Annotated in this window: 31 protein-coding genes and 1 riboswitch; of the genes, 13 read left to right on the top strand and 18 right to left on the bottom strand. The window is 46.5% G+C overall.

The genetic code is table 11. The features are described 5' to 3' along the window. Window positions 1–234: 234 nt before the first annotated feature. The 5 genes from A1359_RS00395 to A1359_RS00415 all read right to left on the bottom strand — a co-directional run bounded on the left by A1359_RS00395 (window position 235) and on the right by A1359_RS00415 (window position 4,112). On the bottom strand, window positions 235–1,026 hold the full coding sequence (locus tag A1359_RS00395) for an ABC transporter permease (protein ID WP_066976335.1): 792 nt from the start codon (window positions 1,024–1,026) through the stop codon (window positions 235–237). 1 nt (window position 1,027) lies between these two features. Further along, the gene (locus A1359_RS00400) at window positions 1,028–1,675 is read right to left on the bottom strand and encodes an ABC transporter ATP-binding protein (RefSeq protein WP_066976338.1); all 648 of its coding nucleotides are present in this window, start codon (window positions 1,673–1,675) and stop codon (window positions 1,028–1,030) included. Between the two features lie 20 nt (window positions 1,676–1,695). After that, window positions 1,696–1,938, bottom strand: a complete 243-nt coding sequence (locus A1359_RS00405; RefSeq protein ID WP_066976341.1) for a hypothetical protein — start codon at window positions 1,936–1,938, stop codon at window positions 1,696–1,698. A gap of 183 nt (window positions 1,939–2,121) precedes the next feature. Then, on the bottom strand, window positions 2,122–3,189 hold the full coding sequence (locus tag A1359_RS00410; RefSeq protein WP_066976344.1) for an alkene reductase: 1,068 nt from the start codon (window positions 3,187–3,189) through the stop codon (window positions 2,122–2,124). Window positions 3,190–3,236: 47 nt separating this feature from the next. After that, the gene (locus tag A1359_RS00415) at window positions 3,237–4,112 is read right to left on the bottom strand and encodes a pirin family protein (protein WP_066976347.1); all 876 of its coding nucleotides are present in this window, start codon (window positions 4,110–4,112) and stop codon (window positions 3,237–3,239) included. A 271-nt stretch (window positions 4,113–4,383) separates the two neighbouring features. On the opposite strand from A1359_RS00415, the gene A1359_RS00420 reads away from it, so the two are divergent. Both A1359_RS00420 and A1359_RS00425 read left to right on the top strand, forming a co-directional pair. Next, window positions 4,384–5,058: a transaldolase family protein gene (locus A1359_RS00420; RefSeq protein WP_066976350.1), complete on the top strand. Its 675-nt coding sequence runs from the start codon at window positions 4,384–4,386 to the stop codon at window positions 5,056–5,058. A 281-nt stretch (window positions 5,059–5,339) separates the two neighbouring features. After that, window positions 5,340–6,416, top strand: a complete 1,077-nt coding sequence (locus A1359_RS00425; protein WP_232322061.1) for an AI-2E family transporter — start codon at window positions 5,340–5,342, stop codon at window positions 6,414–6,416. Here A1359_RS00425 and cobD read toward each other — a convergent pair. The 4 genes from cobD to A1359_RS00445 are packed head-to-tail and all read right to left on the bottom strand — an operon-like array spanning window position 6,413 to window position 10,794. Beyond that, a complete protein-coding gene (gene cobD / locus A1359_RS00430; protein ID WP_066976357.1) occupies window positions 6,413–7,432 on the bottom strand; it encodes a threonine-phosphate decarboxylase CobD in 1,020 nt (339 codons plus the stop codon). The genes A1359_RS00425 and cobD overlap by 4 nt on opposite strands. Beyond that, entirely contained in the window at window positions 7,425–8,339 is a 915-nt protein-coding gene (cbiB, locus tag A1359_RS00435) for an adenosylcobinamide-phosphate synthase CbiB (protein ID WP_232322062.1), read from the bottom strand. Before cbiB ends, cobD begins: the two co-directional genes overlap by 8 nt. A 43-nt stretch (window positions 8,340–8,382) precedes the next feature. Then, window positions 8,383–8,958 carry a hypothetical protein gene (locus A1359_RS00440; RefSeq protein WP_066976361.1) on the bottom strand — a complete coding sequence of 192 codons (576 nt, stop codon included), beginning with the start codon at window positions 8,956–8,958 and terminating at the stop codon, window positions 8,383–8,385. 18 nt (window positions 8,959–8,976) lie between these two features. After that, entirely contained in the window at window positions 8,977–10,794 is a 1,818-nt protein-coding gene (locus A1359_RS00445) for a TonB-dependent receptor domain-containing protein (protein WP_066976364.1), read from the bottom strand. 110 nt (window positions 10,795–10,904) lie between these two features. Then, a riboswitch (cobalamin riboswitch) is annotated at window positions 10,905–11,129 on the bottom strand. 145 nt (window positions 11,130–11,274) lie between these two features. On the opposite strand from A1359_RS00445, the gene fliW reads away from it, so the two are divergent. Continuing rightward, window positions 11,275–11,733, top strand: a complete 459-nt coding sequence (fliW, locus tag A1359_RS00450; protein WP_066976367.1) for a flagellar assembly protein FliW — start codon at window positions 11,275–11,277, stop codon at window positions 11,731–11,733. Window positions 11,734–11,779: 46 nt separating this feature from the next. Here fliW and panD read toward each other — a convergent pair whose 3' ends face one another. The 5 genes from panD to pcnB form a co-directional block, all read right to left on the bottom strand. Continuing rightward, window positions 11,780–12,160 (bottom strand): aspartate 1-decarboxylase, encoded by a 381-nt coding sequence (gene panD, locus A1359_RS00455; protein WP_066976416.1) that lies wholly within the window; start codon window positions 12,158–12,160, stop codon window positions 11,780–11,782. Window positions 12,161–12,258: 98 nt separating this feature from the next. Then, a complete protein-coding gene (gene panC, locus A1359_RS00460) occupies window positions 12,259–13,110 on the bottom strand; it encodes a pantoate--beta-alanine ligase (RefSeq protein WP_066976370.1) in 852 nt (283 codons plus the stop codon). 3 nt (window positions 13,111–13,113) lie between these two features. Continuing rightward, window positions 13,114–13,923, bottom strand: coding sequence for a 3-methyl-2-oxobutanoate hydroxymethyltransferase (gene panB / locus A1359_RS00465; protein WP_066976373.1), 810 nt, complete (start codon window positions 13,921–13,923; stop codon window positions 13,114–13,116). Further along, window positions 13,907–14,422, bottom strand: coding sequence for a 2-amino-4-hydroxy-6-hydroxymethyldihydropteridine diphosphokinase (folK, locus tag A1359_RS00470; protein WP_066976375.1), 516 nt, complete (start codon window positions 14,420–14,422; stop codon window positions 13,907–13,909). The genes panB and folK overlap by 17 nt, the downstream gene beginning before the upstream one ends. Continuing rightward, window positions 14,419–15,672, bottom strand: a complete 1,254-nt coding sequence (pcnB, locus tag A1359_RS00475; protein ID WP_408606514.1) for a polynucleotide adenylyltransferase PcnB — start codon at window positions 15,670–15,672, stop codon at window positions 14,419–14,421. Before pcnB ends, folK begins: the two co-directional genes overlap by 4 nt. A 372-nt stretch (window positions 15,673–16,044) precedes the next feature. Between pcnB and A1359_RS00480 the strand changes: the two genes are divergently transcribed. The 3 genes from A1359_RS00480 to A1359_RS00490 are packed head-to-tail and all read left to right on the top strand — an operon-like array spanning window position 16,045 to window position 17,143. Next, window positions 16,045–16,224 carry a hypothetical protein gene (locus tag A1359_RS00480; RefSeq protein WP_066976381.1) on the top strand — a complete coding sequence of 60 codons (180 nt, stop codon included), beginning with the start codon at window positions 16,045–16,047 and terminating at the stop codon, window positions 16,222–16,224. Window positions 16,225–16,239: 15 nt separating this feature from the next. Further along, window positions 16,240–16,704, top strand: a complete 465-nt coding sequence (locus A1359_RS00485; protein ID WP_232322063.1) for an RDD family protein — start codon at window positions 16,240–16,242, stop codon at window positions 16,702–16,704. A gap of 52 nt (window positions 16,705–16,756) precedes the next feature. Then, window positions 16,757–17,143 carry a hypothetical protein gene (locus A1359_RS00490; RefSeq protein WP_066976386.1) on the top strand — a complete coding sequence of 129 codons (387 nt, stop codon included), beginning with the start codon at window positions 16,757–16,759 and terminating at the stop codon, window positions 17,141–17,143. A 53-nt stretch (window positions 17,144–17,196) separates the two neighbouring features. On the opposite strand, the gene A1359_RS00495 is transcribed toward A1359_RS00490, so the two are convergent. After that, a complete protein-coding gene (locus A1359_RS00495; RefSeq protein ID WP_066976388.1) occupies window positions 17,197–18,261 on the bottom strand; it encodes a TIGR03790 family protein in 1,065 nt (354 codons plus the stop codon). A gap of 190 nt (window positions 18,262–18,451) precedes the next feature. Further along, window positions 18,452–19,000, bottom strand: coding sequence for a FlgO family outer membrane protein (locus tag A1359_RS00500; protein ID WP_066976391.1), 549 nt, complete (start codon window positions 18,998–19,000; stop codon window positions 18,452–18,454). Window positions 19,001–19,121: 121 nt separating this feature from the next. Here A1359_RS00500 and A1359_RS00505 point away from each other — a divergent pair, with 121 nt between their 5' ends. Next, window positions 19,122–19,304, top strand: coding sequence for a hypothetical protein (locus A1359_RS00505; protein WP_066976394.1), 183 nt, complete (start codon window positions 19,122–19,124; stop codon window positions 19,302–19,304). Here the strand turns inward: A1359_RS00505 and A1359_RS00510 are convergent. Both A1359_RS00510 and A1359_RS00515 read right to left on the bottom strand, forming a co-directional pair. Further along, window positions 19,296–19,820 carry a YcxB family protein gene (locus A1359_RS00510; protein WP_066976397.1) on the bottom strand — a complete coding sequence of 175 codons (525 nt, stop codon included), beginning with the start codon at window positions 19,818–19,820 and terminating at the stop codon, window positions 19,296–19,298. The two genes, A1359_RS00505 and A1359_RS00510, sit on opposite strands and share 9 nt — an antisense overlap. Before the next feature lie 24 nt (window positions 19,821–19,844). After that, window positions 19,845–21,146 (bottom strand): NAD(P)/FAD-dependent oxidoreductase, encoded by a 1,302-nt coding sequence (locus A1359_RS00515; protein ID WP_066976400.1) that lies wholly within the window; start codon window positions 21,144–21,146, stop codon window positions 19,845–19,847. A gap of 294 nt (window positions 21,147–21,440) precedes the next feature. Here A1359_RS00515 and A1359_RS00520 point away from each other — a divergent pair, with 294 nt between their 5' ends. The 6 genes from A1359_RS00520 (at window position 21,441) to xerC (ending at window position 26,033) form a co-directional block, all read left to right on the top strand. Then, window positions 21,441–21,971 (top strand): septal ring lytic transglycosylase RlpA family protein, encoded by a 531-nt coding sequence (locus A1359_RS00520; protein ID WP_066976403.1) that lies wholly within the window; start codon window positions 21,441–21,443, stop codon window positions 21,969–21,971. A 237-nt stretch (window positions 21,972–22,208) separates the two neighbouring features. After that, complete coding sequence (gene lptM / locus A1359_RS21720) at window positions 22,209–22,346, top strand: LPS translocon maturation chaperone LptM (RefSeq protein WP_157200416.1); 138 nt, start codon at window positions 22,209–22,211, stop codon at window positions 22,344–22,346. Window positions 22,347–22,348: 2 nt separating this feature from the next. Then, entirely contained in the window at window positions 22,349–23,596 is a 1,248-nt protein-coding gene (gene lysA, locus A1359_RS00525) for a diaminopimelate decarboxylase (protein ID WP_066976406.1), read from the top strand. Between the two features lie 5 nt (window positions 23,597–23,601). Then, window positions 23,602–24,432 (top strand): diaminopimelate epimerase, encoded by an 831-nt coding sequence (gene dapF, locus A1359_RS00530; protein ID WP_066976409.1) that lies wholly within the window; start codon window positions 23,602–23,604, stop codon window positions 24,430–24,432. Continuing rightward, window positions 24,429–25,121, top strand: a complete 693-nt coding sequence (locus tag A1359_RS00535; protein ID WP_066976411.1) for a DUF484 family protein — start codon at window positions 24,429–24,431, stop codon at window positions 25,119–25,121. The genes dapF and A1359_RS00535 overlap by 4 nt, the downstream gene beginning before the upstream one ends. Next, on the top strand, window positions 25,122–26,033 hold the full coding sequence (gene xerC, locus A1359_RS00540; protein ID WP_066976413.1) for a tyrosine recombinase XerC: 912 nt from the start codon (window positions 25,122–25,124) through the stop codon (window positions 26,031–26,033). It begins immediately after the preceding gene. Window positions 26,034–26,144 lie beyond the last annotated feature (111 nt).

Here is a 26,144-nt window from a genome sequence, read left to right on the forward strand (position 1 = left end):
GGATTGTTCTTCCTTAACTGGCAGTGACGCTTTGCGTGGTAACGCAGCCTTGGACGCTCTGGCGTCCCTGACGATCAAACCATCATGGGCAGAAGTTGTTATCACCGGGCCGACGATATCGCAAAATTCGAAAATACATGTTTTGAATGGCTGGATAGTATTTAATCCTGGAAAGCTTAGATCAGACAATTCAATGTATTTGGTAATCTGCTTCCGTTCGTCTCAGTTTTTCTATCAACGTTTATCAATCACGTAATCCTTTAGTACATCAAATTCGTTGAATGCGATATTCAGGCTTAATTTCAGGTTGATGATGATCGCGATTGTGGTGCTGGTAAAAATGCAGATCATGATGGCGATTTGGTATTTCACCGCCACCCACGGCTCGCTACCGCCTAGTATTTGCCCGGTCATCATGCCCGGCAGCGAAACTAAACCCATAGTGGCCATGTTAGCGATGGTCGGATTGATAGCGGCTTTGATCGCTTGACGAAAATAGGGCCGTAAAGCCTCCCAGCGGGTGGCACCCAGCATCAAGTAGGTGGTGTATTCATTTTGGTTTTTGCGGATAGCAGAGTAAAAGCGCTCCAGCGCAATGACGTTGCCCTGCATGCAGTTACCCAAAATCATGCCGGCCAACGGCACAATGTAATGTGCGTCGTAAAAAGTACTGGGTTGGATGACCAGCAGCACCAGATAAGCGGTGGATAGCAGAATACTGAAAGCAATCGCGGTAAAAGACGCTAGGGCAAAGTAGCGTAGTTTTAGGCCCGCACGTTGCAGAATGCTGAAATCCGCCACGATCAGCATAATCAGTATCCAGCCGCCATTCAGCCAGGGGTTGTTTAAGGTAAACAGGGTTTTTAGATAGATGCCAACCAAGGCTAGTTGTATGGTCATCCGCACAATGCTGATGCCAATATCTCGCGTCAATTGGGTTCCCATTAACCAAAGTAGCGACCAAGGCAGCAAGCAGAGGCCGTAAAGTAGCGCCATGCGTGGCAGATCGATATCAAGTGTTTCCATTTCACTTTACCTGATTCAGTTGTCCTGCGTTCATTTCAAAGACAGTCGTACTGTATTCCAGCCAATCAAGATCATGAGCGACTGCCAGTACCGTCAATTGCGGATCAGAAAATACTTCGAATACTGCTTGCTTGCTTTGACTATCCAGGGCGCTGGTCACTTCGTCCAGCAGATAAAGTGTTTTACCCAGTAACAAGCCACGCGCCAAGGCAATGCGTTGTTTTTCGCCGCCGGAGATATGCTGGGTGTCTCTGTTTAAAATGTCGGCGGGCAGCTGTAATCGTTGCAACACCGAAATCAACTGCGCTTCTGTTGGATGATGGTTGCGATGTGATTTAAATTGGAACGGTAACAGCAGTGCTTCCCTTACATTGTCGGCACCCAATATGGGTTCTTGGCCTATGTAGGCCGTGCAACTGCGAATGCTCTGCACAGATTGGGGGCTTAATGACTGGTTTTGAAAATAGACCGTACCGGATGTGGGCGTGTGCATGCCCAGCAGCGTTCTTAATACACTACTTTTACCGGCAGCCGATTTACCGCTCAGCACCGCCTTTTCGCCTGCATAGACAGCAAAGCTAATGTCGTAAAGTATGGTTTTATTCTGAGCGGTGACCGATACCTTATCGAATCGTATGATGGGCAGCATGAGATCAGAGTCTGGTTTTACTATCGAAAAACATACAAACCGATACCTAAGGCCGTACCGACAGCATAAAGCTGCCAAGTCTCGGAAATGGCATAAGGGTACAACATCATAGTAATGCCTAACCATTTGCTACTGCTATGGTCTGTTTTCTTGCCATAACGATAAGCGGCATAGCCAATGACGCCAAACAGGATGACCGCGAAAATATAGGCAGGGCTTGGTAGCGATAAGTCCATGGCTTGCAGATCTTTGATGTTGTCCATTCGTCCTTCCATTGAGTTAATCTTTAAGCAATTCTATGCTGACTAGGTTTTTTAATCAGCAATGAATGGAAAACGCCATGATTCGACACACTATCAAATCCTGTTTGATGCCGGTAATGGGAATACGGCTATCGCCAATGACGCCCAATTGCTTAATGGCTCTGGCCTGATAAGTTCGGCCCCTTATATCAGTGTCGGATAATCCGTATAACCTTCCGCCCCTGGAGAGTAAAACGTCGCCGGATTGGCTGCGTTTAACGCTGCAGCTGCTTGTATCCGTGCCGGCAAATCCGGATTAGCCAAGAAGCTGGTGCCAAAGGCTACTGCATCCAGTTGGCCTTGTTCGAGGGCAGTTTCGGCTTCCTCGGGGCTGTAACCCATGTTGCTGACCAATATACCTCGGTAAATTTCCCTAACCGGTGTTATGACATCGCCGGTTTGCTGACTGAAAAAATCGCCACGCATGACGTGTAGATAAGCAAGTTCGAAGTCGTTTAGTCGCTGCGCCAACCAGCTGGCCAGCCCGACCGGGTCGCTATCTATCATGCTGTTGTAGCTGTTCAGCGGTGAAATACGTATACCTACCCGGTCACTACCCCAAACGTCAATCACCGCTGTAACTACTTCCAGCATGAGTCTGGCACGATTTTCAATGCTACCGCCATAGGGGCCATTGCGTTTATTGGCGCCATCGCGCAGGAATGCGTCCAACAAATAGCCGTTAGCGCCATGCACTTCGACACCATCGAAGCCGGCTGCCTTGGCATTTATCGCCGCCTGTTTAAAACCCTCGACGATGGCTGGCAACTCATCGTCCAGCAATTCTCGTGGCATAGCATAAGGTTTATTGCCTTCCGGAGTGTGGACTTCGTCATTCAGGATGGCTAGGGCGCTGGGCGCTACCGGTTGCGCACCAGCGTTTAATAACGGATGGCAAGCTCGACCGCCATGCCAGATTTGCAGAAATATTCTGCCGCCTGCTGCATGTACAGCATCGGTCACCTGGCGCCAGCCGGCAATTTGTTGCGCGGAATAAATGCCAGGCTCGGTCCAGAAGGCAGAATGTCCTTCCATAGCCATGGTGGCTTCGGCGATGATGAGACCGGCGCTGGCGCGTTGACTGTAATATTCCGCCATTAAAGCTGTAGGCACATGATCCGCATCGGCACGGCAACGAGTGAGCGGAGCCATAAAAATCCGGTTGGGTAAGTTGAGAGCACCGATCTGTAGTGGTTTGAATAAGGCGTTCATGTTGGGATCTTCTATTTAGTTTTAGAAATAGGTCAATGGGTTAGGTTCTATGCTGTAAAGCGTCCGGCTTGATAATCCTCAAAGGCTTGGGCAATTTCGTCTTGCGTGTTCATGACAAAAGGTCCGCGCTGTACAATCGGTTCCCGTAAGGGTTTGCCGGCAACCAACAAAAGTCGGCTGTCTGCAGTTGCAGCAATGCTAACGCCATCGCTATCGATGGTATTGCCCAAAACTGCCAGTTTCATGGCTGATACTTGGCGATCGCCAATTACAATTTCACCGTCATACACGACTAAAAAGGCTTGAAACTCAGCTGGGATAATCTGGTTGAAGACGCCACCAGCTGGAATCGTAATATCAAGCACTAAAGGCTCGGTAACGGGAGCTTGTATCGCCCCTTCTATACCCTGGCTGCTGCCGGCGATAATTTTGAGGTTGACGCCATCCGCCAAGGTTATTGTTGGCAGGTCGTTTGCCTGTACATCACGATAACTAGGCGCCTGCATTTTGCTTGCCGCTGGCAGATTGATCCACAATTGAAAGCCCTGTAATAATCCATCTTTCTGCTCCGGCATTTCAGAATGCACGATGCCGCGGCCGGCTGTCATCCATTGAATGCCGCCAGTTTCGATGATGCCTGCATGGCCGGCGTTATCGTGGTGACGCATTCGGCCTGCCAGCAGATAGGTCAATGTTTCGAAACCGCGATGAGGATGGTCAGGAAAGCCTGCAATGTAGTCCTGTGGTTTGTCGCTACCGAAAGCATCCAACATTAAGAAGGGATCGAGTCGTTTCTGTAACGATTGATCCAACAGACGGGTCAGTTTGACACCGGCTCCATCGGAAGTGCTTTGTCCTGCGACGACTTGCTCTAGGTTACGAGATTGATGCACTGTATCGCCGAATTGGATATGTGTTTTCATTTGCCCTCTCCATAGTAATTTGGGTTGGATACACTATAGTGCTTCCCATAATTGAAGAGAAGTGTCAAAAATGGATAACATTGTTCCACTGGAGGCACAATAGATGCAGCCGAGCGACTATAATCTGTGCCGGGTCAAAAGCGGCAGTCGCCGTTCAATTTGTAGATTGGATTGCCGGGTTGTATTGAAATACAGCGCCGGCTTGAGTTTGCTTTTGACGACTTGATTCTGAATAATCAAAGGTTTTCAAATCATCCAAAGCTAGGCACTTATGTTCGAATTGTATTTAGATAGCGCCCATTGTGAAGAAATTCGCGCCTTGTCCAAAGTTTTACCTTTAGCAGGCGTCACCACTAATCCGTCGATCATGGCCGCAGGCGGCGTAGGATTGACTCAATTGCTGCCGGTATTGATTGAAATTCTGGGCCCCAAAAGCCGTATTCATGTGCAGGTCATCAGTAATACTGTGGAAGGTATCGTCGCCGAAGCCAGGCAATTGCATGGTTTGCCGTTCGATATTGTGGTGAAAATACCGGCCAATACGGCAGGGCTGGCCGCTATAAAACTCATCAAGCAACACGATATTCCGGTGCTGGCGACGGCGATTTACAACGTTCAACAAGGCTGGTTGGCCGCTTTAAACGGTGCGGATTATTTAGCGCCGTATCTGAATCGTATCGATAATATGGGGTTCGATGGTATCGGTGTCGTCAGCGACTTGCAGGACTTGATCGATAAATATCAATTACCCACTCAATTACTGGTCGCCAGTTTCAAGAATGTGCAGCAGGTATTGCAAGTCCTAAAGCTTGGGGTGGCGGCGGTGACTTTACCTCTGGATATCGCTCAGCAAATGCTGAACAACCCGGCCACCGATGCTGCAGTGTTAAAGTTCGAACAGGATTGGCAGGCTGTGTTTGCCGATACGCTGTCGTTTGGCAGTTAAGTTTGATTTACTCTGCTGCTCGCCAGCCCTTCTTTCATGACTTGGGCTGGGAAGCATATAGATGCTTGGTCTTGCTGGTGCAAAGGCAGATTTGACAGCTATTTGAATATTAGTTTGAGCTTTGGCAGAACGCATCATGACAATCGATGCTTCATGGTAGCGAATTGCACTTAGCCGCTCAATTCGGCTTTCCTTTATACTTCCAGAGAACAATAACCGGGGCACTTGAGTTTAGACCCATCAGTTATCCACTTTTAGTAGCTTCGCTATGGATTATGCCTATGTCTATCACCCGCTTTGAAAAAGCCGCCAGCCTGGGCGCACTGTTTTTATTGTTGTTTGCCTGCTATTTGGTGCTGAGTCCTTTTTTATTCGATATCTTGTGGGCGGCGATTTTATGTTTTGTCACCTGGCCGATGTATAGCCGTCTTCGTGACTTACCGCTTAGCAGCAATCGGGCGGCAGCTTGTATGGTGCTACCGATTGGGGTATTGATATTGACACCCTTTGTTGCGGCGGCACTATCGATACCTGATGATGTGAACCGGCTTCTGCAATGGCTGACTGACAATTCTCATACTTGGCCAGCGGCACCGGACTGGTTAAAAGATATTCCGGTTGTGGGTGACAGCGCGGTTGCTAGCTGGCAGAGTTTTGGCGAAGATTCCGGGCACATACTGGAGCTTGCCCGTAAATATGCTTTAAGCACCAGTAGCTGGGTATTAAAGCAGGGTATTGCATTGGCTGGTGAATTGGTACATATGGGGTTCAGTTTATTGGTACTGTTTTTCTTCTACCGTGACGGCGAAGAAGCCTCGGCACATTTGGTGAGTGTTATGCAGCTTTTGGCGGGTGAACAGACTCAGCGTATTCTGCAGATTGTTCGTACTACTTTGCGAGCTGTGGTTTACGGCATACTCGGTACGGCTTTGGCTCAGGCAATAGTATCTATTTTGGGGTTTTTGATTGCCGGCGTACCCTATGCCTTTGCGTTGGGTTTTGCTGCCTTCTTTTTGATGATTATTCCAACCGCGGGCACCATCGTCTGGTTACCGGTTTCCATCTGGTTGTTGTTCGAAGGTGAAACCCTGTGGGCAATATTTATTGCGTTATGGTTTTTACTGTTAGTCGGCACAATTGATAATTGGCTACGGCCAATGTTGATCAGTCGCGAAGTGGAGCTGCCGTTTGTGCTGATTTTGTTCGGTATTTTGGGCGGCTTGCTGGCTTTTGGTTTTATCGGTGTTTTTATCGGGCCGACACTTTTGGCAACCAGTTATGCGCTAATGCTGGATTGGTTGATCCGTAAAGAGCGGCAGACACTGGGACACGTTGTAGATAAAAACACTCCGAATTAACATTCGCTTGCTATTTTATTGTCACACAAGCGTTGTATTGCGGGATGAGCGAGGGCTTGCGCCAGTCGTAGCCAGGCAGCATCATCTTTGGGTAGACCAAAACGCAAACTTGCGGGGTCTTTGAATAATCGCGTTAGTATGCCTTGTTGCGCCAGCAAAATATGCAGGCGTTCGGCGTGCTCGGTTTTTAGCCACTGGAAGCAATCGCTTGCGCCTAGTTGTGACCAGCCATTTTCAGTCAGCACCTCACGTAGACGCTGAGTTTGTCGTTTTAAATCAATGATGGATTTTTGTTGCCAATCCCTGTCAGTCAGTGCCTTGGCCGCAACATAACGTCCTGGATGATTAATTGTCCAGGGGCCAAGCTGTTCTCGCAAGTTTTGCAGTATTTGCGGTTCGGCAATCACAAAGCCGCAGCGTATCCCTGCCAAGCCAAAAAACTTGCCTATCGAGCGCAAAATTATCAAGCCGGCACGGTTGGGTAATGGCGATAGACTGTAATCCGGCATGCTATCAATAAAGGCTTCATCAACAATTAACCAGCCACCACGTCGGCTTAGTTTTGCGTGCCAATCCAGTAACTGTTGAGGTGTGTGCAGTTTGCCAGTGGGATTGTTCGGGTTGATGATGATCAACACATCCAATCTATCCAGCTGAGACTCTATATTGTTACTGTCAATGTGTTGCAGATGATGACCGGCTGTTTGCCAGCCAGCAGCATGCTCGGCATAAGCAGGATGCATTAATCCAACACGACAGGCCGGTCTTAATAAAGGCAGGGTTTGAATGGCGGCTTGAGAGCCGGCGACCGGCAGAATGGATGAGTTTTGATAATAAGCTTGAGCTGCTGGCAATAAATCATCGTTATCTTCTGGTAAACGTTGCCAGCAGGCTGCAGGTAAAGCTGGAACCGGCCAGCCGTTAGGATTGATACCGGTCGATAAATCCAGCCATTCGTGTAGCGGAATAGCGTAATGTTGGGCTGCTAGTCTTAAGCGACCGCCATGTTCAAGCAAAGCTTACTCCTAGTGCAATGAGCAACAGCCACAGAGCGAGACTCTGATAAACCAAAGCTGTAGCGCGTTTAATGTCAGCGTTGTTGGGTGACTCGTCACCGCCAAACCAAGCTTTGTTTTTTAATTGGCCGTGATACCAGGCTGGCCCACCCAGGTTAAGGTTCAATGCGCCAGCGCCAGCGGTCATAACAGGCCCGGCATTGGGGCTGTCCAGCAGATGCGCATGATTCTGCCAGGCATTAAGCGCCTGCTGCGTGTTACCCAGCAAGGCGTAGCTCAAGGCGGTCAGTCGGGCGGGCAGCCAGTTCAAAACATCATCAAAACGCGCCGCCGCCCAACCGAAATTTTGGTAGCGCTGATTTTTGTAACCCCACATGGCATCTAGTGTATTGCTGAGTCTATAAATCAAAGCGCCAAATGGTCCGAGTAACATAAACCAAAATAGAGGTGCAAACACGGCGTCAGCGCCATTTTCCAGTACGGACTCAATGCTGGCGCGGCGAACATCGAGAGTGGTCATTTGAGTGGTCTGTCGGCTGACTATTTTTCCGACTTGTTGGCGAGCCAAATATAAATCTTTTTGTTGTAAAGCCAGGCAAACTGCAAGGGCATGTTGTTGAAGGCTACGAGCGCCAATACAAAAATATAAAATCAGAATATCGAATAGCGTTTTCAGTGTTTGTGGCAATAGCCATCCCAGTAAGCCAAGCAAGCCAGGTAATAATGCACAAAACAAAGCCACAATGCCCGCTAGCTTTTGCCGCTGGCTAGTTTGTTGCCCATTAAGTAATTGGGTTTCCAGCCAGTTGGCCCAATGGCCGAATGCAACCAATGGATGATAAGCGTTGCGAGGTTCGCCCAGGCAGTAGTCGAGTGCGATTGCCAGTAGCAGAATAATGATCAGCATCATATTGGGTAAAAGGAGGGCTCGGTGGCCCTCCCAATGACTATTAAATGGTTTGTTGCGGAGTTTTGTGGCTGATTAATGATTTGGCAGCGTTGACTACAGCAAAAATTAACACGCCGTAGATCAGAGTAGATGTCATGTAAGGTGGGTAATACATTGCAAAGCGTTCGATGTATTGTGTCCAGTTGCCTTCAGGGTAACGTCCGGACAGGATATAAAAGCTGCCGTTGGAAAGCAGAAAAGCCGAGGATGTGGCAACCACCAAGGCGATAAACTGTTGTGCCAATGCTGTCGGAGTCTGGGTTTCAAATTGACGGCACCATTTGCCACCCAGCCACATCGCGGCATAAGTTGGAATCAAGAAAACATAGGCTTGCGATACGCAAAAATCGCTGACGCCCAGTTTGGTAATGGCCAAATAATCGATTAAGCCGGCTTCCGCTAATAAAATGGCAAACAGGTAGCGACCGCCCAGCCATAAACCGGCCAGAAAGAAAATAGCCAGCGAGGCATCTGGCAACGCGAACGGCGTACCGAAATGATGGAAACGGGTGGCGGCCATTAGTGCCATCAATGCAATTAGGCCAGGCTTGAGGGCTAAAGTGGATTTTGTAGTCATGAAGTGTTCTCCAGGGAGTTAGTTGTTGTAATGGATAGAAAAATAGAAGTTTCTGCCGGCTGTATTATAAGTATCGATGGTTTGATACTGTTTATCCAGTAGATTGTTTAATTTGGCACTGAGCATCCAGTTTTTGTTGATGTGGTAGGCGGTGCGTAAATCGACAGTGACATAGCCGGCTAATTCGATAGTATTGGCCCGGTTATCGTAACGGTTGCCTTGCGCACGTATCTGGCTACCAAGGTCAAAATCGCCCAATGATCTGGATAAGTCGTAAGACAAGGTCTGATCTGCCCGGCGGGCCAATCTTAGATTGGTGACTCTATCTTGGGGGTTCAACATGCTCATGTTGAGAGTATTTTGCCAGCCTAAAATTTGACTAGATAGCTCGGCTTCTATGCCATCGATTTGGGCCTTATCAATATTTTCCACCGGGTAGATGGCAATCAGGTCATTAATATCGGTGTGATAGGCCCGGATTTCCCAGTTGGCCAGATCATGGTTGCCGGCGATGCCGGCTTCGAAGCTGGTGGATTTTTCAGCGGTTAAGTTAGGGTTGCCGTAGTTAGGAAAATACAGCTGATTGAAAGTGGGGGCTTTAAAGGCATTACCAAAGCTGGCAAACGCGCTTAGGCCGTATTCCCAGTTATACCGCCAGCCAAAGTTGCCGGTGACGCTGTCGCCAAAGGCTTGGTTTTCATCCCAACGTAATGAGGCATTTATGAAGTGGTTATCCAATATTTTGCTGTGCAGCTCGCCAAATACACCGATATCGTAGCGAGACGTTTCATCATATTTGGTGGAGCTTTGTATTTCATCAACCCGGTAATCCGTGCCCCAAGTTAATTGGTGATCTTCTGTGAGTGCAATTTGATTCAGCCAGGTTGCATTCCAGCGGGTGGTGTCAAATTGGCTGTAAAAACTACCATCGGTTTGAAAGTTATCGCCATTATCCATGGTTTGGCCAAAACGCAAGGTAGAGCGCCAGTTATCTAAAATGTCAAAACTGGCAGAAGTGTTTATCATTTGGTTGACGAAGTCGGTTTTATTCGGTGTGCCGTCGAATTCAGTTTTGCCTTGCGCACGCATGAAAGACGCCTCGATTTCAGCGTTATTCTCAAAGCGATAGCCGGCGCTGGCATTTATGCCAGTGTTGTTATAACCGTCGCGGTCAGGCTCATTCACGCCAAAAAATCCTGTGGTAGGTTGACGAGCATCAAAGCCCTGACTGTTTAGGTGGGAAACTCCCAAGCTGTACCAGCTATTTTGCCATTTACCACTGACAGTGCCGGCTGTATTAAACGTATCAAAAGAGCCTGCACCCGCATCCAGAGTTACACTAGGGGTATCTGATTGTGTGCCTTTGCGGGTGAAAATCTGAATGACGCCGCCAATAGCTTCCGAGCCATATAAACTGGATTGTGGTCCGCGGATAATCTCAACTCGTTCAATTTGTTCGATAGGGATAAACTGGAATGCAGCCGAGCCGGTTGTTACAGAGCCAGCTTTGATGCCGTCGATCAGGACTAAAATATGATCGGAATTGGTGCCACGCATAAACACACTGGTAGTTTTACCGTAGCCACCGCTTTCGGTGATGTCGACACCTGGGGCATACTTTAATAACTCCGGCAAGGTTCTGACTTGTAGTTGTTCTATCTTCTCGCGAGTAAACACAGTGTTTGCCGTTGCTAGTTGATCTCTAGCGGTGTCCGTGCGGGTTGCAGTGACAACCGTTTCTGGCAGATTGGAGACTTCGTCGCTGTTGGCAGCTTGGGTTGATAAAGATGTGCCGACACCGGCCAGTATTAATGAATGGAATAAAATTTTTTGCATGTTGTCCTCTGCGCCCGCCGCGCATTTAGGTTGCTTAGTCGACAGAGGGGAAACAGAGTACGAAAAAGGCGAAGACAGGCTGCGACCATTCCGTAAACAGCCCTCCGCTGTCTTGGATGATCTTTCCGGCCAGTCTCCGGGCTTATAAGTGGCTTTAGGCCTGAAATGCGGCCTTCCCATGCTGGATGCACAGTGGCGTTCACGCAGATCTTTTACTTATCTACCGTTGCGGGGGCAGCGTCGGCTTGGCAGCTTTGAAATAAAGCGCGGCACCGACTTCCTGTTTAAGCCAGGTTAAATGATCTAACCCGGACACCTGAAAGAGGGAGGGCGATTGTAAGCAGATGGGGTTAAGATGACAAGATAAATCTTAATTCTTATCTGGCAAATAGTTGGTTACACATTGCAAATAGTGTGTTCCATGCTATAAATTGAAGGCTGAATAAAAAGTTTTTTAAAATAACAACTACGGGCAACATTATGGACATTCAATCTAAGCTGTTAGGCAATCAACAGGTAAATCCCGATACTATTATCACCTTCCCTCGCGGTATCCCCGGTTTTGAAGATCAAACGCGCTTTAAGCTATTTCATCAGGAAGGTAGTGAAATTGTATATTGGTTGCAGGCTGTAGATAGTGATGATTTGACTTTGTCTGTCGCGCATCCGTCGCATTTCAATATTAATTACAACTTTGTGCTGACCGATGATGAAGAGCAATTATTGCAAATTAACAACGACGACGATTTAGTGATTTTAATTGTGCTGCATAAAGATGATAACGTTGATGCGGGTAAACCGACCGTTAAGGGCTCAATCAAGGCGCCGCTGGTCATCAATAGCGAGAAACGGATAGGCTTGCAAAAAGTGTTGGTTGCTATCGAGCAAAGTATCACGCTGACTGAAAAAGTCAGCGAAATTGATGTATCTGAAGCGTAAATAAAAAACCAACCGCCCCGCCAGTCGCGCGGCGGTTGGTTTTCGATTAAGCGGCCTGAACTGGAATGGAATGACTGGAATGACTGATATTGTTATTACCGTCAAAATAAACCAGGGTAGGTTTATAATTTTTCATTTCTTTTTCGTCCAGGCTGGCAAAAGCCGCCACGATGATCAAGTCACCCGGACACGCTAAGCGTGCCGCAGCACCATTGATAGAAAATACGCCGGAGCCATCTGCCGCCCGAATGGCATAGGTAGAGAAACGCTGGCCATTATTGATGTTGTAAATATGAATTTGCTCGTATTCTCGAATCCCTGAAAAATCGAGTATTTTGCCGTCAATGGCACACGAACCCTCATAATCGAGTTCGGAATGCGTTACACGCGCCCGGTGTAACTTGGCTTTAAGCATGTTTATGTGCATAGTAAACATCGTCAAATTTTAAGGGACCGGTAATTATGCCTGAAATATAGCAGGCTATCAAATTAAGCAAAAATTGAATTTGGCTATAGTTTAGCCATTCAAAGCGTTTGCTTGGAGAAGTATACATTATCAATCAATCGGGTTTTGCCTAGTTTCGCAGCTATCAAAATCACCAAGTGTTGATCTGCTAATGTGGCGGGCATCAAATCCGTACTTCGACAAATTTGAAAATAATCCACTAAAAATCCCGCACTGACTAATGTTTGGGTTTGTTGAGAAACAAGAGCTTGATAATCGATAGCACCTGAAATAATAGCATCTCGCACTGCGCAAAGGGCTTGATAAAGCATAGGTGCTCGTTGCCTTTCGCTTGCGGATAGATAAGCATTGCGTGAACTCAAGGCTAATCCATCGGCTTGTCGAACTGTCGGTACGCTCTGAATATGTGTCGGCATATTCAAATCAGTTACCATTTGTTTTACTACAGCCAGTTGCTGGAAATCTTTTTCACCCAGTAACAATACATCCGGTTGCACCATATTTAGGAGTTTACACACCACAACGGCTACACCATCAAAATGGCCAGGTCGGCTGGCGCCGCAGAGCATAGTTGACAAACCTTTGATAGAAACTTGCGTTTGTAGAGGTTGTGGGTACATTTCTGCGACCGAGGGCAAAAACAACAAATCGATACCACAGGCGTTTAATTTTTCCTGATCCTGTTGTTCTGTGCGTGGGTAGCTGGCGAAGTCCTCATTGGGACCGAATTGAACGGGATTAACAAAAATGCTTACAACGACTCGATCAGCCTGCTGGCGGGCCGTCCGGACCAACTGAATATGACCGTCATGCAAATTACCCATGGTGGGGACAAAGGCAATTTTTTCTCCAGCTTGTCGCCAGGGGTGTATGGTGTTTTTTAATGTCTGAATGCTGTTGATTATCTGCATCGATCAATAAGAATGTTCCGCTGCAGGAAACTCGACGCTTTTTACCGCCTGGCGATAATTGAGTACGGCTTGTTCAATGCTGTCAGCTGAGGATAGGAAGTTTTTGGAAAAACGTGGACGGTTGCCGACACTGATATTTAACATGTCATATAAAACCAATACTTGGCCATCGCAATCAGCGCCTGCGCCAATGCCAATCACCGGAATAGTGAGCGCTTGGCTGATTTGAGCGGCTAGTGCCGCCGGTATGCACTCCAAAATCAATAAACCTGCGCCTGCCTGTTCAATAGCCAGAGCGTCTTTAAGTAGTTTTTCTGCTTGGAGCGGTTCTCGGCCTTGCACCTTATAGCCGCCAATACAATTAACCGATTGTGGGAGTAAACCCAAATGCCCGCAGACCGGTATACCTTGCTCAACCAGAAAGCTAATCACCTCAATTTTGGCACCTTCCAGCTTGACCATTTGTGCGCCGCCAGCCTGCATCAGTGGCGCGGCATTGTCTAACGCTTGTTGGGGGGTCGCATAGCTGGCAAAAGGCATATCAGCCAACACGAAAGCCCGGCGTCGGGCAGCAGCAACACAACGGGTGTGGTAGATCATGTCGGTTATGCTGACGGGCAAGGTGCTATTGTGGCCCTGGATGACCATGCCCAGAGAATCTCCCACCAGAATCACTTCAATGCCCGCCTGATCTATCAATGCACTGAAACTGGCGTCGTAGGCCGTCAAACAGCTGATTTTCTCGCCTGCCTGTTTCATGGCGGCCAGATGACTGATAGACAGCATTTTTAAGCTATCAGCATATGGGGTCATAATTCATTTTCTTTAAGCCGTGCGACGGACAGGCTGTCAGCAAATGGCTTAAGTGGCCATTACCAGGAATTAATAAGTCGGGCGGCGCAATATCAGCCAAAGGATATAAAACAAAGGCTCTATTGGCTAATTCCGGGTGAGGTATGACTAAATCAGCTAGATTGATGATTTGGTTGTCATATAACAAAATATCCAGATCTAAGGTTCGCGCACCCCAGCGGACTGAACGCATACGGCCATGTTTGTTTTCAATGGCTTGTAATTGGCTAAGTAAATTTAGCGGTTCCAGGCGGGTTTTAATCCTCATCACGGCATTGACGTAATCGGGCTGATCTTGTGGGCCAACAGGTTGGCTGGTGTAAAGGGGCGACAGCGTGATATTTTTTACGCTTGCCAATCCTCCGATTTCCTCGGCTGCGGAAACGATTTGTTGCAACGGATCATCCAGATTACTGCCTAGGCCGATATAGGCTTCAATCCAGCTTTCAGAAACACTCATGGCTGACTGCTGCTGGGTTTGGCGCGTGTGCGGTGCCGACGGGATTTGCTGCGTGGTTTGGAGGCTCCACCTTTAGGTGGGGCAGTCATTTTTCTGCGTAACTCGTCATCAGCCACCTGAAATTTGGTCCACCAATCGACTAATGCCATATCGGCGCCACCCGTTTCGGCGCGTAGTTGCAGAAAATCATAGCCAGCGCGGAATTTTGCTTGTTCCAGCAAGCGGTAGGGTCGGGAGCCTACAGTTCTGGAGAATTTGTTCTGCATAAACCAAACATCGCGCATAGATTGGGTAATGTGGCGAGGCAAGGCTGTTATTTTGATTTGTTGGGTTAGCACTTCGTTAGCCGCATTTTGAAAAGCAATAGTCTCGTTTTCACCTTGCTGAATACGTTTGTTTGCGGCTAATTGCAAAGGCTCCCATAACAAGGCAGCCAATAAAAAATAAGGCGTCAAGCTTTTGTTGTCGGCAAAACGTTGGTCGGAGTTTTCCAGTGCCCGAATTAAAAAGAGTCGGGGGAAGTCATGATCCTGGGTTTCCAGGCATTTGTCCGTGGCTGGAAACAGTATGGCAAACAAGCCGTAATGTCTCAGTATTTCAAAGGTTTGGACACCGTAACCGGATAAAAACAGTTTTAATACTTCATCGTAAAGTCGGGCTGACGGAATACTTTTGAGCAAGTCGGCCAGGGTATAAATTGGCTTTTCGGTATCGGGATGTAAAGTAAAGCCCAGTTTTACCGCAAAGCGAACCGCACGTAACATTCTTACTGGATCTTCGCGATAACGAACACTGGGATCGCCAAGCAGACGAAGTACAGCGTTGGCATGATCCTGCATGCCGCCGGTAAAATCGACTACCGAAAAATCACGAATATTGTAATAGAGGGCGTTAACGGTAAAGTCACGGCGCCAGACGTCTTCCTCCAGGGTGCCGAAAACATTGTCGCGTAGCAGGCGACCGTCTTCGTGAGTTACTTGACGATCCGACTCTTCTGATTCGGAACCGCGAAAAGTAGCCACTTCAATAATATCGCGTCCGAAAAACACATGCGCCAGACGGAAGCGACGACCTATGATTCGGCAGTTACGAAAAACCTGTTTAACCTGTTCAGGGCTGGCATTGGTGGCAACGTCAAAATCTTTAGGCTCGCGGCCCAGCAATAAATCCCTGACGCAGCCGCCTACCAAATACGCTTCGTAGTCGGCTTTTTTTAGACGTTGCAATACTTTTAAAGCATTCTCGCTTATTTGCGCACGGGAAATGCAATGTTCGGATCGCGGATAGATAGTTGCCCGACTTTCTAGCTTGGGATCTGTTTCTCTCTCAGCCGATACGCTTGTTGAAAGTATTTTTTTGAAAAAGTTTAAAATGACCTTAACCCTGTATTTAAATTTTGGAATACCCGCTTGCCAAGTGGCTTAGCCCAAGCGATCTATCTGAATTTTGCTCTATCATAACACCGCGCAAGATTACAGCTCAATCCATCACTATCTTTTACATTGCTTATCAATATAGTAGAATCACAAAGTAGGCTGTGTCATGGTCTGATGGCACTAAAAAATTAAGAAGATTTATCTTTAAGAAGATGAGATCGGCAACTATGTCAGGAGTGTGGGGAAATGTTTAAGAAAATTTTGTGCGGTTTTATCGATCAGCCTTTATTCACTAGTTTGTTTGTAGCTGATTTTGCTTTGCTGCTGTTCCATAGACCGCCATTTATGTTTTCTGTAATTATGGTTGGCGCATTGGTAGCCATGAGTATGTACATGGGGCAAAAACTAGAATTATTTAATAAATAATTGCAAGCTTTCGAATTGAATTTACCTAAAAAGCCCGGTGCTGAATATCCTTCGGCACCGGGCTTTTTGCGTAGAATGTGCGCGGTTTTTTATGACGGATTACTATTATTGGCCGTGTTGTTTTTTGCCACCGCGATTGCATTACCTTTCAACGGTGGTCAATCTTTTACCAGTGAACAATACTATTTTCCGCTGTATTTATTTGGGATTAGTTATTGTTTCTATGTCTGGTTTTGGATGCATGGTGGTCAAACTCTGGGCTTGAAAGCCTGGAATATCAGGCTGTCTAACCTGGATGGTGACCGACTCAATATGCGGGAAGCCACATTCCGCTTTTTTGCAGCTATGCTTTCGTGGAGCTGTCTGGGCTTGGGTTTTGTCTGGTGTTTATTCGATCGGAACAAGCTGTCTTGGCACGACCATTTATCTAAAACTCGGCTACGTTTCGTGCCGGGCGAAAAAATCAGTCCGCCAAATTGAATATGCTATATTCCAGGCTCTATCTATCTTTTCGCTCAGTCGGGAGAACACAATGAAAACAATAATATCTCTTTTATCGCTATTCGCAGCGCTTGCGGCTTTTTCTGCCAATGCCGAAGTTAAACTTGAAGATAACTCTAAAATCCTCGGAAAATGGGTTGTCACTGCCGAAGCGCTTGGGCTTGATAGAGAAAAGAAAGCCTTGCATGTGACTTGGGAGTTTCAAAAAGACGGGACCTTGGTAACCACCGGCGAAGATGCTCGTAGTGGAATTGGTTCAATGAATATCCCGATCAAATATAGCGTAGCCGATGGCGTGATCAAAAAACAAACTGCGCCTGGACGAGAAAAATACGAAGAGTGCGCAGTGGTTGAAATTGAAGGCAATGATATGATTTTGAAATGTAAATTTCTCTACTTTTTCCTGACTCGCAAGTAAATACCCATTCCTCCTGACAGACGGCATCAATCCGTCTGTCAACTCAAGATTATTCAGTTTTTAGCTGGCTGAAATGCAAAGGGTTTTGCTAGTGGTTCACCGACAAAAATACCTTGCCCGGGTTGGGCAACACTCTTCCAGTAGGCTTCAATCAAGCTACTGCCTCTAAGGTAGTGATAAATCAATATGCCGGGATTAGGGAATTTCGCCGGAAAGTTGCAAGGCTCAACGACAGCACCATAGCTGCCAGTAGCGCCGGCTTTCAACCACTCTAAAATGTTCATTTGACTACTACCCGACATTACGCCGCCAGTGGAGGTGAGATGGTCGGCGACTGCGCCCGGTAGAAAATGGTTTTCTGTTATGTGCGGGACATGTGTGAGTCCTGTGAAGTAAAACATTACATCTTCACGGCCAGCAATATAGTCTTGCTCCAGATATTTAACCGGCCAGTAAGGTCTGAATTTTTTTGCAATTTTTGGGAAAGTGGTCGCACGAGAACTACGAGCCTGATCGGATGTTTTTAACAAATAGCCCGAGCCCTGTGGCTGTGTAAAATCTGCTGCTACACCACGATCGATTAGTTTTTTGGCTTCTGCAAAGTCTTGTGCAGCCAATACCATAGTGGGACGCCAGTCGTATTTATCATAGGGTTTGCCGGCTTCAGATGCAAAATAAGGATTGGTACGGGTCTGTTTGCAGCCTTCAGCACAAAAGGCCGGATCAAAGCCTGCAGCAAATGCAGTGGTAATAGACATGCACTCGACACGAAAGGGTTGTAACCAAGTAAGCGCAAATGCCTGCACATGTTTAGGGGTTTGATCATCGACTTGCTGTTTGATTTTTTTAAATTCACCTGCACTTAAAAAAGCATGCTGGTTGGCGAAGCGAACATGAATCACCTGTTCTACCGGTATGTGCCGCTTTTTTTGATAGTACTCAGCAATTTTTTGGCTCAAGGGGTCGTTATCGTTAACGATAATGGCGAGGTCGTGGGCAGTTAAGGCGGTTGTCGGTCTGTATAGTTGGGGAATCTGCGCTTGCGCCAAGGTAGTGCTAGGTGTACTAAATAATAATAGCCAGACAAAAGCAGTAGCGATATGACTTGCTAATAGCATGAGTGACGCCTTAAGTTAAGGGATGTTGTAATTGAATAATGCTGTTGCTGATGATGAATGGCAACTGTTTTGTTGGCCAGGTTGCTGTATAACGCCAATGCGCTATAAATTGCATAGGTATTGTCCTGTCAGGCTTGTTAGGCAGGCGAGTGGAGTGTGTAATGCAAAACACTCGCCTATAAAGAAAGCGCTATTTTTTGGGTTCCGGAATGGTGGTCATCGATTTTGCATCCGGCCCTAAGGGGATGGAATAATCGGTGGTTGAAATGATGTTTTGACTGGCAATATCGACAATTCTTAACGAGACGTAGACATTTTTACGGCCAGCAGCATAAGTGCCGACGAAGAGTGCAGTGGCATGTACATCAGTTAAAGCTTGTTTGGTTTTTTCAGGTAGCTCTAAAATGCCGGCGTCATTTTTGTTAAATATTTCGGTCGGCAGTTCCATGCCCATGACCCGGTAACCAGATCGACTCATGGCAGAGGTTATTTGTTCGGAAACAATACGTCCGAAAGGTAATGTTTGGCCAAGGTCGTTCACATTAACCAATGAATTAAGCACGATCAAGCTGCCTCTTGGCAAGGGCTGTTTCAAATTATCCAGCAACTGCTCAACAGCTTCGTAACTGACTTCGACGAAGTCATCATCTTTAACATAATGGTATTGATTATAAATACCGCAGCCGCTCAGGGTGGTTATCGCCAATAGTGAGGAAACAAGCATTTGTTTTTTGTTCATAAGACATCTCCTTATTAATGTATGTATTTTTAAAGCTGAAACCGTATATTCAACGCTGATTGTAGTCTAGTAGAGCAAATCCAGCCTGCCCGAAGCTATTTTAGGTTGGTAGAATAAGCAAATGAGCTATAAACATCATAAGTCTAAAAACACCTTATTTAAGCCACAGGATCGTTATTTTGTTAACAATCTTGGCTGGTGGTTTTACACCGTGGATAAAATCAGCGGACCTTACAAAACCAAGGGCGATTGCGTTGATGCTTGTCGTTTTTATATTCAGCGACGAGACGGAATATTACCCTAATCGATCTATCATGCTTTCAGCTTGTTTAACAAAGGCTTTCAAATCACCTTTTTTAACAGTTTCCCGCGGAATTACGATAGCTGCATCGATATCTATATAGACATAGATGTAATCTTTGTGTCTTTCTATGCGTAGCATTTCACTCCAAGGCGTTTTATGTGTGGTGCCACCTGGGGATCTTTCAAACATAAATTCGTGATCGATCCTAAGTTGATGGATGCCGAACATCGCCTTTTTTTCATTTTCGGTGTACTTGTCGAAGAACTGGCGGCGTAAATCGATTTTCATAATAAAGGGTGAGGCGATGCCCCAGCCTAACGCCAGTAGCGTGATGTAAGCGGTAGTCATCATGTCGACATAGTAAACATAATAAAATAAGCCAAATACCAGCATTACACCAGGCACCAGCAAACGATTCTGGCGGATTTTTTTCTGCATCACAGGGTCATTAGCCAAGCGTAATTCGTTAAAGTGAATTAGGTCTTTTTCGCGGAATTCGTATTCAATTTCTAACATTCAGATTTCTCGTTTGGTTTAAGGTTAGTGCATTTTGATTTTGGCGTGCGTACTGCGCCGGAACAGGTTCGATAGGGTTAACATGCTGGTGCGGAAATAGCCGTGTATAGCTATTTGGTGCATTTTGTATAAAGATAGATATACCACGTAGGCGATAAAGCCGCCAACGCTAACGGTTCCCATCAAGCTACCCATTAAGCTGCCGACAGTGCTAAATTTCCCTAAGGATACCAGTGATCCATAGTCGTGATAAACGAAAGGTATGGCCGGTTTGTTATTTAAGCGGTTGATTATGGTTTTGGCTAAAGTGGAAGCTTGTTGATGTGCGGCCTGAGCGCGAGGAGGCACGTTGCCCGTATGGCCGGTCCAGGCGCAGGCGGCACAGTCGCCGATGGCAAAGATATTGTCGTCGCTGGTTTTTAGCGTTTGATCAACTATCAGTTGATTGATATGGTTGGTTTCTAACCCATCCAGGTTTTTCATCCAGTCCGGCGCCTTTATGCCTGCCGCCCAGACTTTTAGGTCAGCGTCGAATACTTCGCCATCGTGGGTGTAAACGGCGGACTCAGTTACTTCGGTGACGCGACGACCCAATTTCAGATTGATGCCTAGCTTGACCAATTGTTCTTGAGTCGCAGTTGACAGGCGTGGCGGCAAGGCCGGTAATAATTGCGTTGCAGCCTCAATGATAGTGATATTGACCTGAATCGAACCCTCTAAGCCATAGGTAGCTAACAATTTAGTGACTTCACGCAGCTCGGCAGAGAGTTCGACGCCGGTGGCACCAGCGCCGACAATCACAATTGAAAGTGGTTTGTCGCGCTGACTGCTTTGGTGGGCATAGGATTCTAAATAATAGGTTTCAACCAGTTGCTTTTGAAAGCGAAAGGCTTCCTTGGTGGTGTCGATAAACCGACAATACTGATCGACCCCTTTGATGCCAAATGTATTGCTTACGCTGCCGACAGCTATGACCAATGTATCGTATTGGAAGGTGCGGCGGGGGATGAGCTCAACGCCTTTTTTATTGATGATGGGGCTGATGATAACTTTCTGAGTCGCGCGGTCCAAGCCTTCCATTTTCCCCAATAAAAACCTGAAATGATTGCGATATGCCTGCGACAAGTACTCAATTTCTTCAGCTTCGGCCAGCGTGCCGGACGCCACTTCATGTAAAAGAGGTTTCCATATATGGGTGGAAGCGGCATCTAGTAAGGTGACTTCAGCCAGTCTGGGTTTGCCAAGTTGCTGTCCGAGGCAGGTTGCTAACTCAAGCCCTGCAGCGCCGCCACCGATAATCAGGATTTTATGAATATCATCAGCCATAGTTTTTCTTCCCCCAAAATAAAAGATGCCGAGTGTAGTGTGCTAGAAATGTGTCTTTTTCTTAGTGATGCTCGTTTCAGAGCATTATAACCAATCACGTTTAGGCTGCCCGATTTTGAAAATTTTATCTACCAGTAGGGTTTGAATTTGTTAACGGTAAGGGCTTTGCTGTGTAGTTGGGTTTGTGATAAGAAACGGCTGGTTTGTTGATTGTTAATTTGATGTTAAGTTTGGCTTGTCAGATTTGAGCAAAATTGTCTAAAACCTAAACTCAATTCCAATACGTGATTTTCTATGACATTAACAATACTTATCGCCATCCGTAAAAGCCAATTGCCCTGTAATTCGTTAAGCCGACTGTTATTGCTGGCTTTTTGGATTGGTCTGATCAGTGGTTGTGCTTCAGATGCACCCATGCCGCCCACGCTGGAGAGAGCAGATCAGAGTTACGACGTTAAGCCGGCTTATAATCGCCCCTATAAAGTTAAGGGTAAAACATATCATCCATTGACTTCGGCAGCGGGTTATCACCAGCGAGGTACTGCTTCTTGGTATGGCGCTGAGTCAGGTAAAAAAACGGCCATGGGGAGTCGGTTCAAGCCCGATCTACTTACCGCTGCACACAAAACACTCCCTTTACCTTGCAAAGTCAAAGTGACGAACTTGCGTAATGGACGAGCCATTGAGGTTTTGGTGAATGATCGCGGGCCGTTTCATAGTGACAGATTGATTGATTTGTCGCAGGGTGCAGCAAAAAAACTGGGTGTAAAAGGGGTGGCGGAAGTTGAAATAGAGTATGTTGAAAACCAGAATATGGGTTTTTAATGCGGCAGACTAAGCATTTTTAGGGAAAATCAGGTTTTCATTTCTATAAGTCTGAATCAATGTTAAGACGACTCAGGCTTATACCTCAAGTTTTTCGATAATACCCTTTTATACCCCAAGTTCAATAGATTTGCCTATGGCTTTAACGTGCCTGGGCATGCTTTTGATGTGCACTCTGTGCTATATTTCTGACCAAGTTTTGCGGAAGTTTCCGCGTCTGGGATGATTGTCATAGTTATGAGTGTTAACAAAGTTTTATTTATGGTTTTGCTGGCTATCATCGTGCAAGCCTGTGGCCAAACCGGACCGCTATATCTACCCGATAGCCCACCCCCCATTTACGTACCCAAACAAGTACCTATAGAAGAAGATTAAGCATGGATTTTTTTAATTATCGGCAACAGCAATTATGTGCCGAAGATGTTTCTGTGGCCGAAATTGCTGCGGAATTTGGTACGCCCTGTTATGTTTATTCGCGTGCTACATTAGAACGGCATTGGCGTGCATTTGATGAGGCATTTGAAGATCATGCCCATTTAATATGTTATGCCGTCAAGGCTAATTCAAATCTAGCCATCCTAAATCTGCTGGCCAGGCTGGGTTCTGGATTTGATATTGTCTCAGTCGGTGAAATGCGGCGGGTATTAGAAGCGGGCGGCAAACCGGAAAAAATTGTGTTTTCCGGTGTCGGCAAACGTGAGGATGAAATTCAGGCAGCATTAAAAATAGGCATACGTTGTTTTAATGTTGAGGTCAGTGGTGAGTTAGATAGAATCAATCGGTTGGCGAAAGAATTGGGCGTGATTGCGCCGGTTTCGTTTAGAGTTAACCCTGATGTGGATGCTAAAACCCATCCCTATATTTCCACAGGTTTGAAAGAAAATAAGTTCGGGATTGATATCGAGCAAGCGATATATGAGTATCGTCGTGCTGCCCAAATGACCAATATTCAGGTGGTAGGTATTGATTGCCATATAGGCTCGCAACTAACTGAAACCGCGCCGTTTTTGGATGCACTGGATCGGGTGTTGGCATTGGTCGATCAGCTGCAGTCGGAAGGCATAAACTTGCGTCATCTTGATTTAGGCGGTGGGCTTGGCATTTGTTATCGTGATGAACAGCCGCCATCGCCAGCTGAATATATCTCAGCCATCTTGCAAAGATTGGCTGATAGAGATTTTGAAATTATGCTCGAACCAGGCCGGGCCATAGTTGGGAATGCTGGAATTCTGCTGACCAGGGTGGAATATCTCAAGCCTTCCACAGGCAAAAACTTTGCTATCGTCGATGCGGCAATGAATGATCTAGTTCGGCCGTCATTGTATGGAGCCTGGCAGGATATTATTCAAGTTAACGCTAATAGTTCTGAAGAACAGCAGGTTTGGGACATTGTGGGTCCGGTCTGTGAAACTGGCGATTTCCTGGGTAAAAACCGCGAACTTAAAATCATGCCGGGTGATTTGTTGGCGGTACGCTCGGCGGGTGCCTATGGATTTACCATGAGCTCTAATTACAATTCCCGTCCTCGTCCTGCAGAGGTCATGGTTGATGGTGATCAAGTACATTTGATTAGAGCCCGAGAAAGTCTGCAGCAACTTTGGGCGGGTGAGCAACTTATACCTTGAAGCGTATGTTAATAGAATTTACCAAAATGCAGGGGCTGGGCAATGATTTCATTGTCATTGATGCGGTTAATCAGGCTGTTGAGCTGACACCGGAACAAATCCGGTTTTTGGCGGATCGTCATTTTGGTGTTGGCTGCGATCAGTTGTTGATGGTTGAAAAGCCAGTTTCAAATAATGCAGATTTTAAGTACCGCATCTTCAATGCTGATGGCGGGGAAGTTGCACAGTGTGGAAATGGCGCGCGTTGTTTTGCTCGATTTGTGCGAGATAAAAAGCTCAGTCATAAAGATCAGATAATCGTTGATACCGATGCCGGGCAGTTGCTGTTACGTTTCGATGGCGAAGAGTCAATTACTGTCAATATGGGTGTTCCTAGGCATGCGCCGGAGCAGATACCCTTGCTTATGGATGCAGAGGCTTTAGAGTACTCGGTTGCATTAGGGGCTGAAAAGATTGAGTTTTACGCTGTTTCGATGGGTAATCCTCATGCTGTGATTCGAGTGCAGGATATTGATACAGCATCGCTGGAAACATTGGGACCGCAATTAGAAAGCCACAAAATTTTCCCGCAGCGAGTGAATGTCGGCTTTATGCAAATCCTAAGCCGAAAGCAGATAAATTTAAGAGTCTATGAGCGAGGTGCGGCAGAAACCTTGGCCTGCGGCAGCGGTGCCTGTGCGGCAGTAGTGGCTGGCATTGAGCAGAATCTTTTGGATAACATTGTACGTGTTAACTTGCCGGGTGGTGAGCTGACTATTGAATGGTTAGGACGAGGTCATCCGGTATTTATGTCCGGTCCGGCCGTTTCGGTTTACGAAGGACAAATTCAGTTATGAATGATCAGCAACAAACAGTATTGAGCGAGGAGCAAGTTGCAGAATATTTGCAACAGCAGCCTGATTTTTTTCAGCGTCATTTGGATTTGCTGGAGCAGATGCATATTCCGCATGCAAGTGGGAATGCAATTTCATTGATTGCCAAACAATTAGAGCTGTTCAGGGTGCGGCATCAGGAGCAGGAAAATCAGCTGACTGCATTAATCGATATTGCCCGAGAAAATGATGCCGCATTTAATCGGATGCACGAGTTAACCTTGGCTATGCTGGAAGCGAATTCGTTGGAAGAAGCCATTGCCAATTTATCTGAGGTTTTGGCTGAATGTTTTGTTACTGACTTTGTAGCCGTCAAGATTATCAAGCAGTATCCTGAATCGCCCCTTAGCAATATTTTTGTTCAACAGGATGATGCAGGTTTAAAACATTTTTCCACAGAGCTTGAGAGCAATCAGTCTAAATGTGGGCGACCAACGCTGGCGCAGGCACGGTTTTTATTTGCAGATAACGCTGCTGAAGTTAAATCATGCGCCATTATCCCGATGGCTTTTACCCAGTTACAGGGGCTTTTGGCAATTGGTAGTCGAGATGAAGGGCGCTTTCATTACAGTATGGGCAGCTTGTTTCTGACGCAGATGAGTGAAGTTATAGGTACACGTTTAATTTCCTTGCTTCAGCATCCGGAGACATAAGTGCAAGAGCAGGCCCGGCAGGTCGTAGAATTGTTTTTTGATTATCTGCGTGGTGAAAAATGGGCTGCAAGTCATACACTTTCCAGCTATCGGTACGATTTAAACCAGCTACAAAACTTTTGTGATGCTGTGAAAATTGAATATTGGGCGGATTTGAAAAGTGCGGAAGTTAGGCAATATGTTTCAGTTCGACATAAATCAGGCCTCGGTGCAAAGTCAATTCAGCGCGAATTAGCCGCTATTCGTAGTTTTTATCGATTTTTATTAAAAAAGCAATTGGTTGAAAATAATCCGGCCCAGGGTGTGCGTGCGCCAAAAGCTGCTAAAAAATTGCCAAAGACATTGGATGTAGACCAAGTAGCCGGCATGCTGGATGCTGAGGGTGATAGTGTTTTGGATCTGCGCGATAAAGCAATGTTTGAATTATTTTATTCATCCGGTTTGCGATTGAGTGAGTTAGTGATGCTGGATGTTGCGGATGTTAATTTTTCCGAGGGCAACTTGCGAGTGCGCTTTGCTAAGGGCGGCAAGCAAAGACAAGTACCTGTGGGCTCAAAAGCTATCATGGTATTGAAACAGTGGTTGATATGCCGGCCAGACTCAGAATCACAGGCCTTGTTTGTCTCTAAGCGTGGTGCGCGTATCGGACAGCGCAATGTACAACTACGCTTAGAAAAGTGGTGCATAAAGCATGGTTTGAGCGAGCATATACATCCACATATGCTGCGGCATTCGTTTGCTAGCCATATGTTGGAATCGAGCCAAGATATCCGTGCAGTTCAAGAATTGTTAGGTCATGCTGATGTCAGTACGACGCAAATTTATACTCATCTCGACTTTCAGCATTTAGCAAACGTATACGATCAAGCGCACCCGCGAGCAAAAAAGTCGTCAGAAGACTGGAAGCCATAAAGTTAAGCTCATTGTTTGCTATGCAAGGTAATTGATTTTTAAATGGATTTTAAAAAAATAGCAAAAAATGAAACAAAGTGATTGACGGGTTCAAAAAAAGCGGTAGAATGG

Source organism: Methylomonas lenta (assembly GCF_001644015.1).
GTDB classification, from domain to species: Bacteria; Pseudomonadota; Gammaproteobacteria; order Methylococcales; family Methylomonadaceae; genus Methylomonas; species Methylomonas lenta.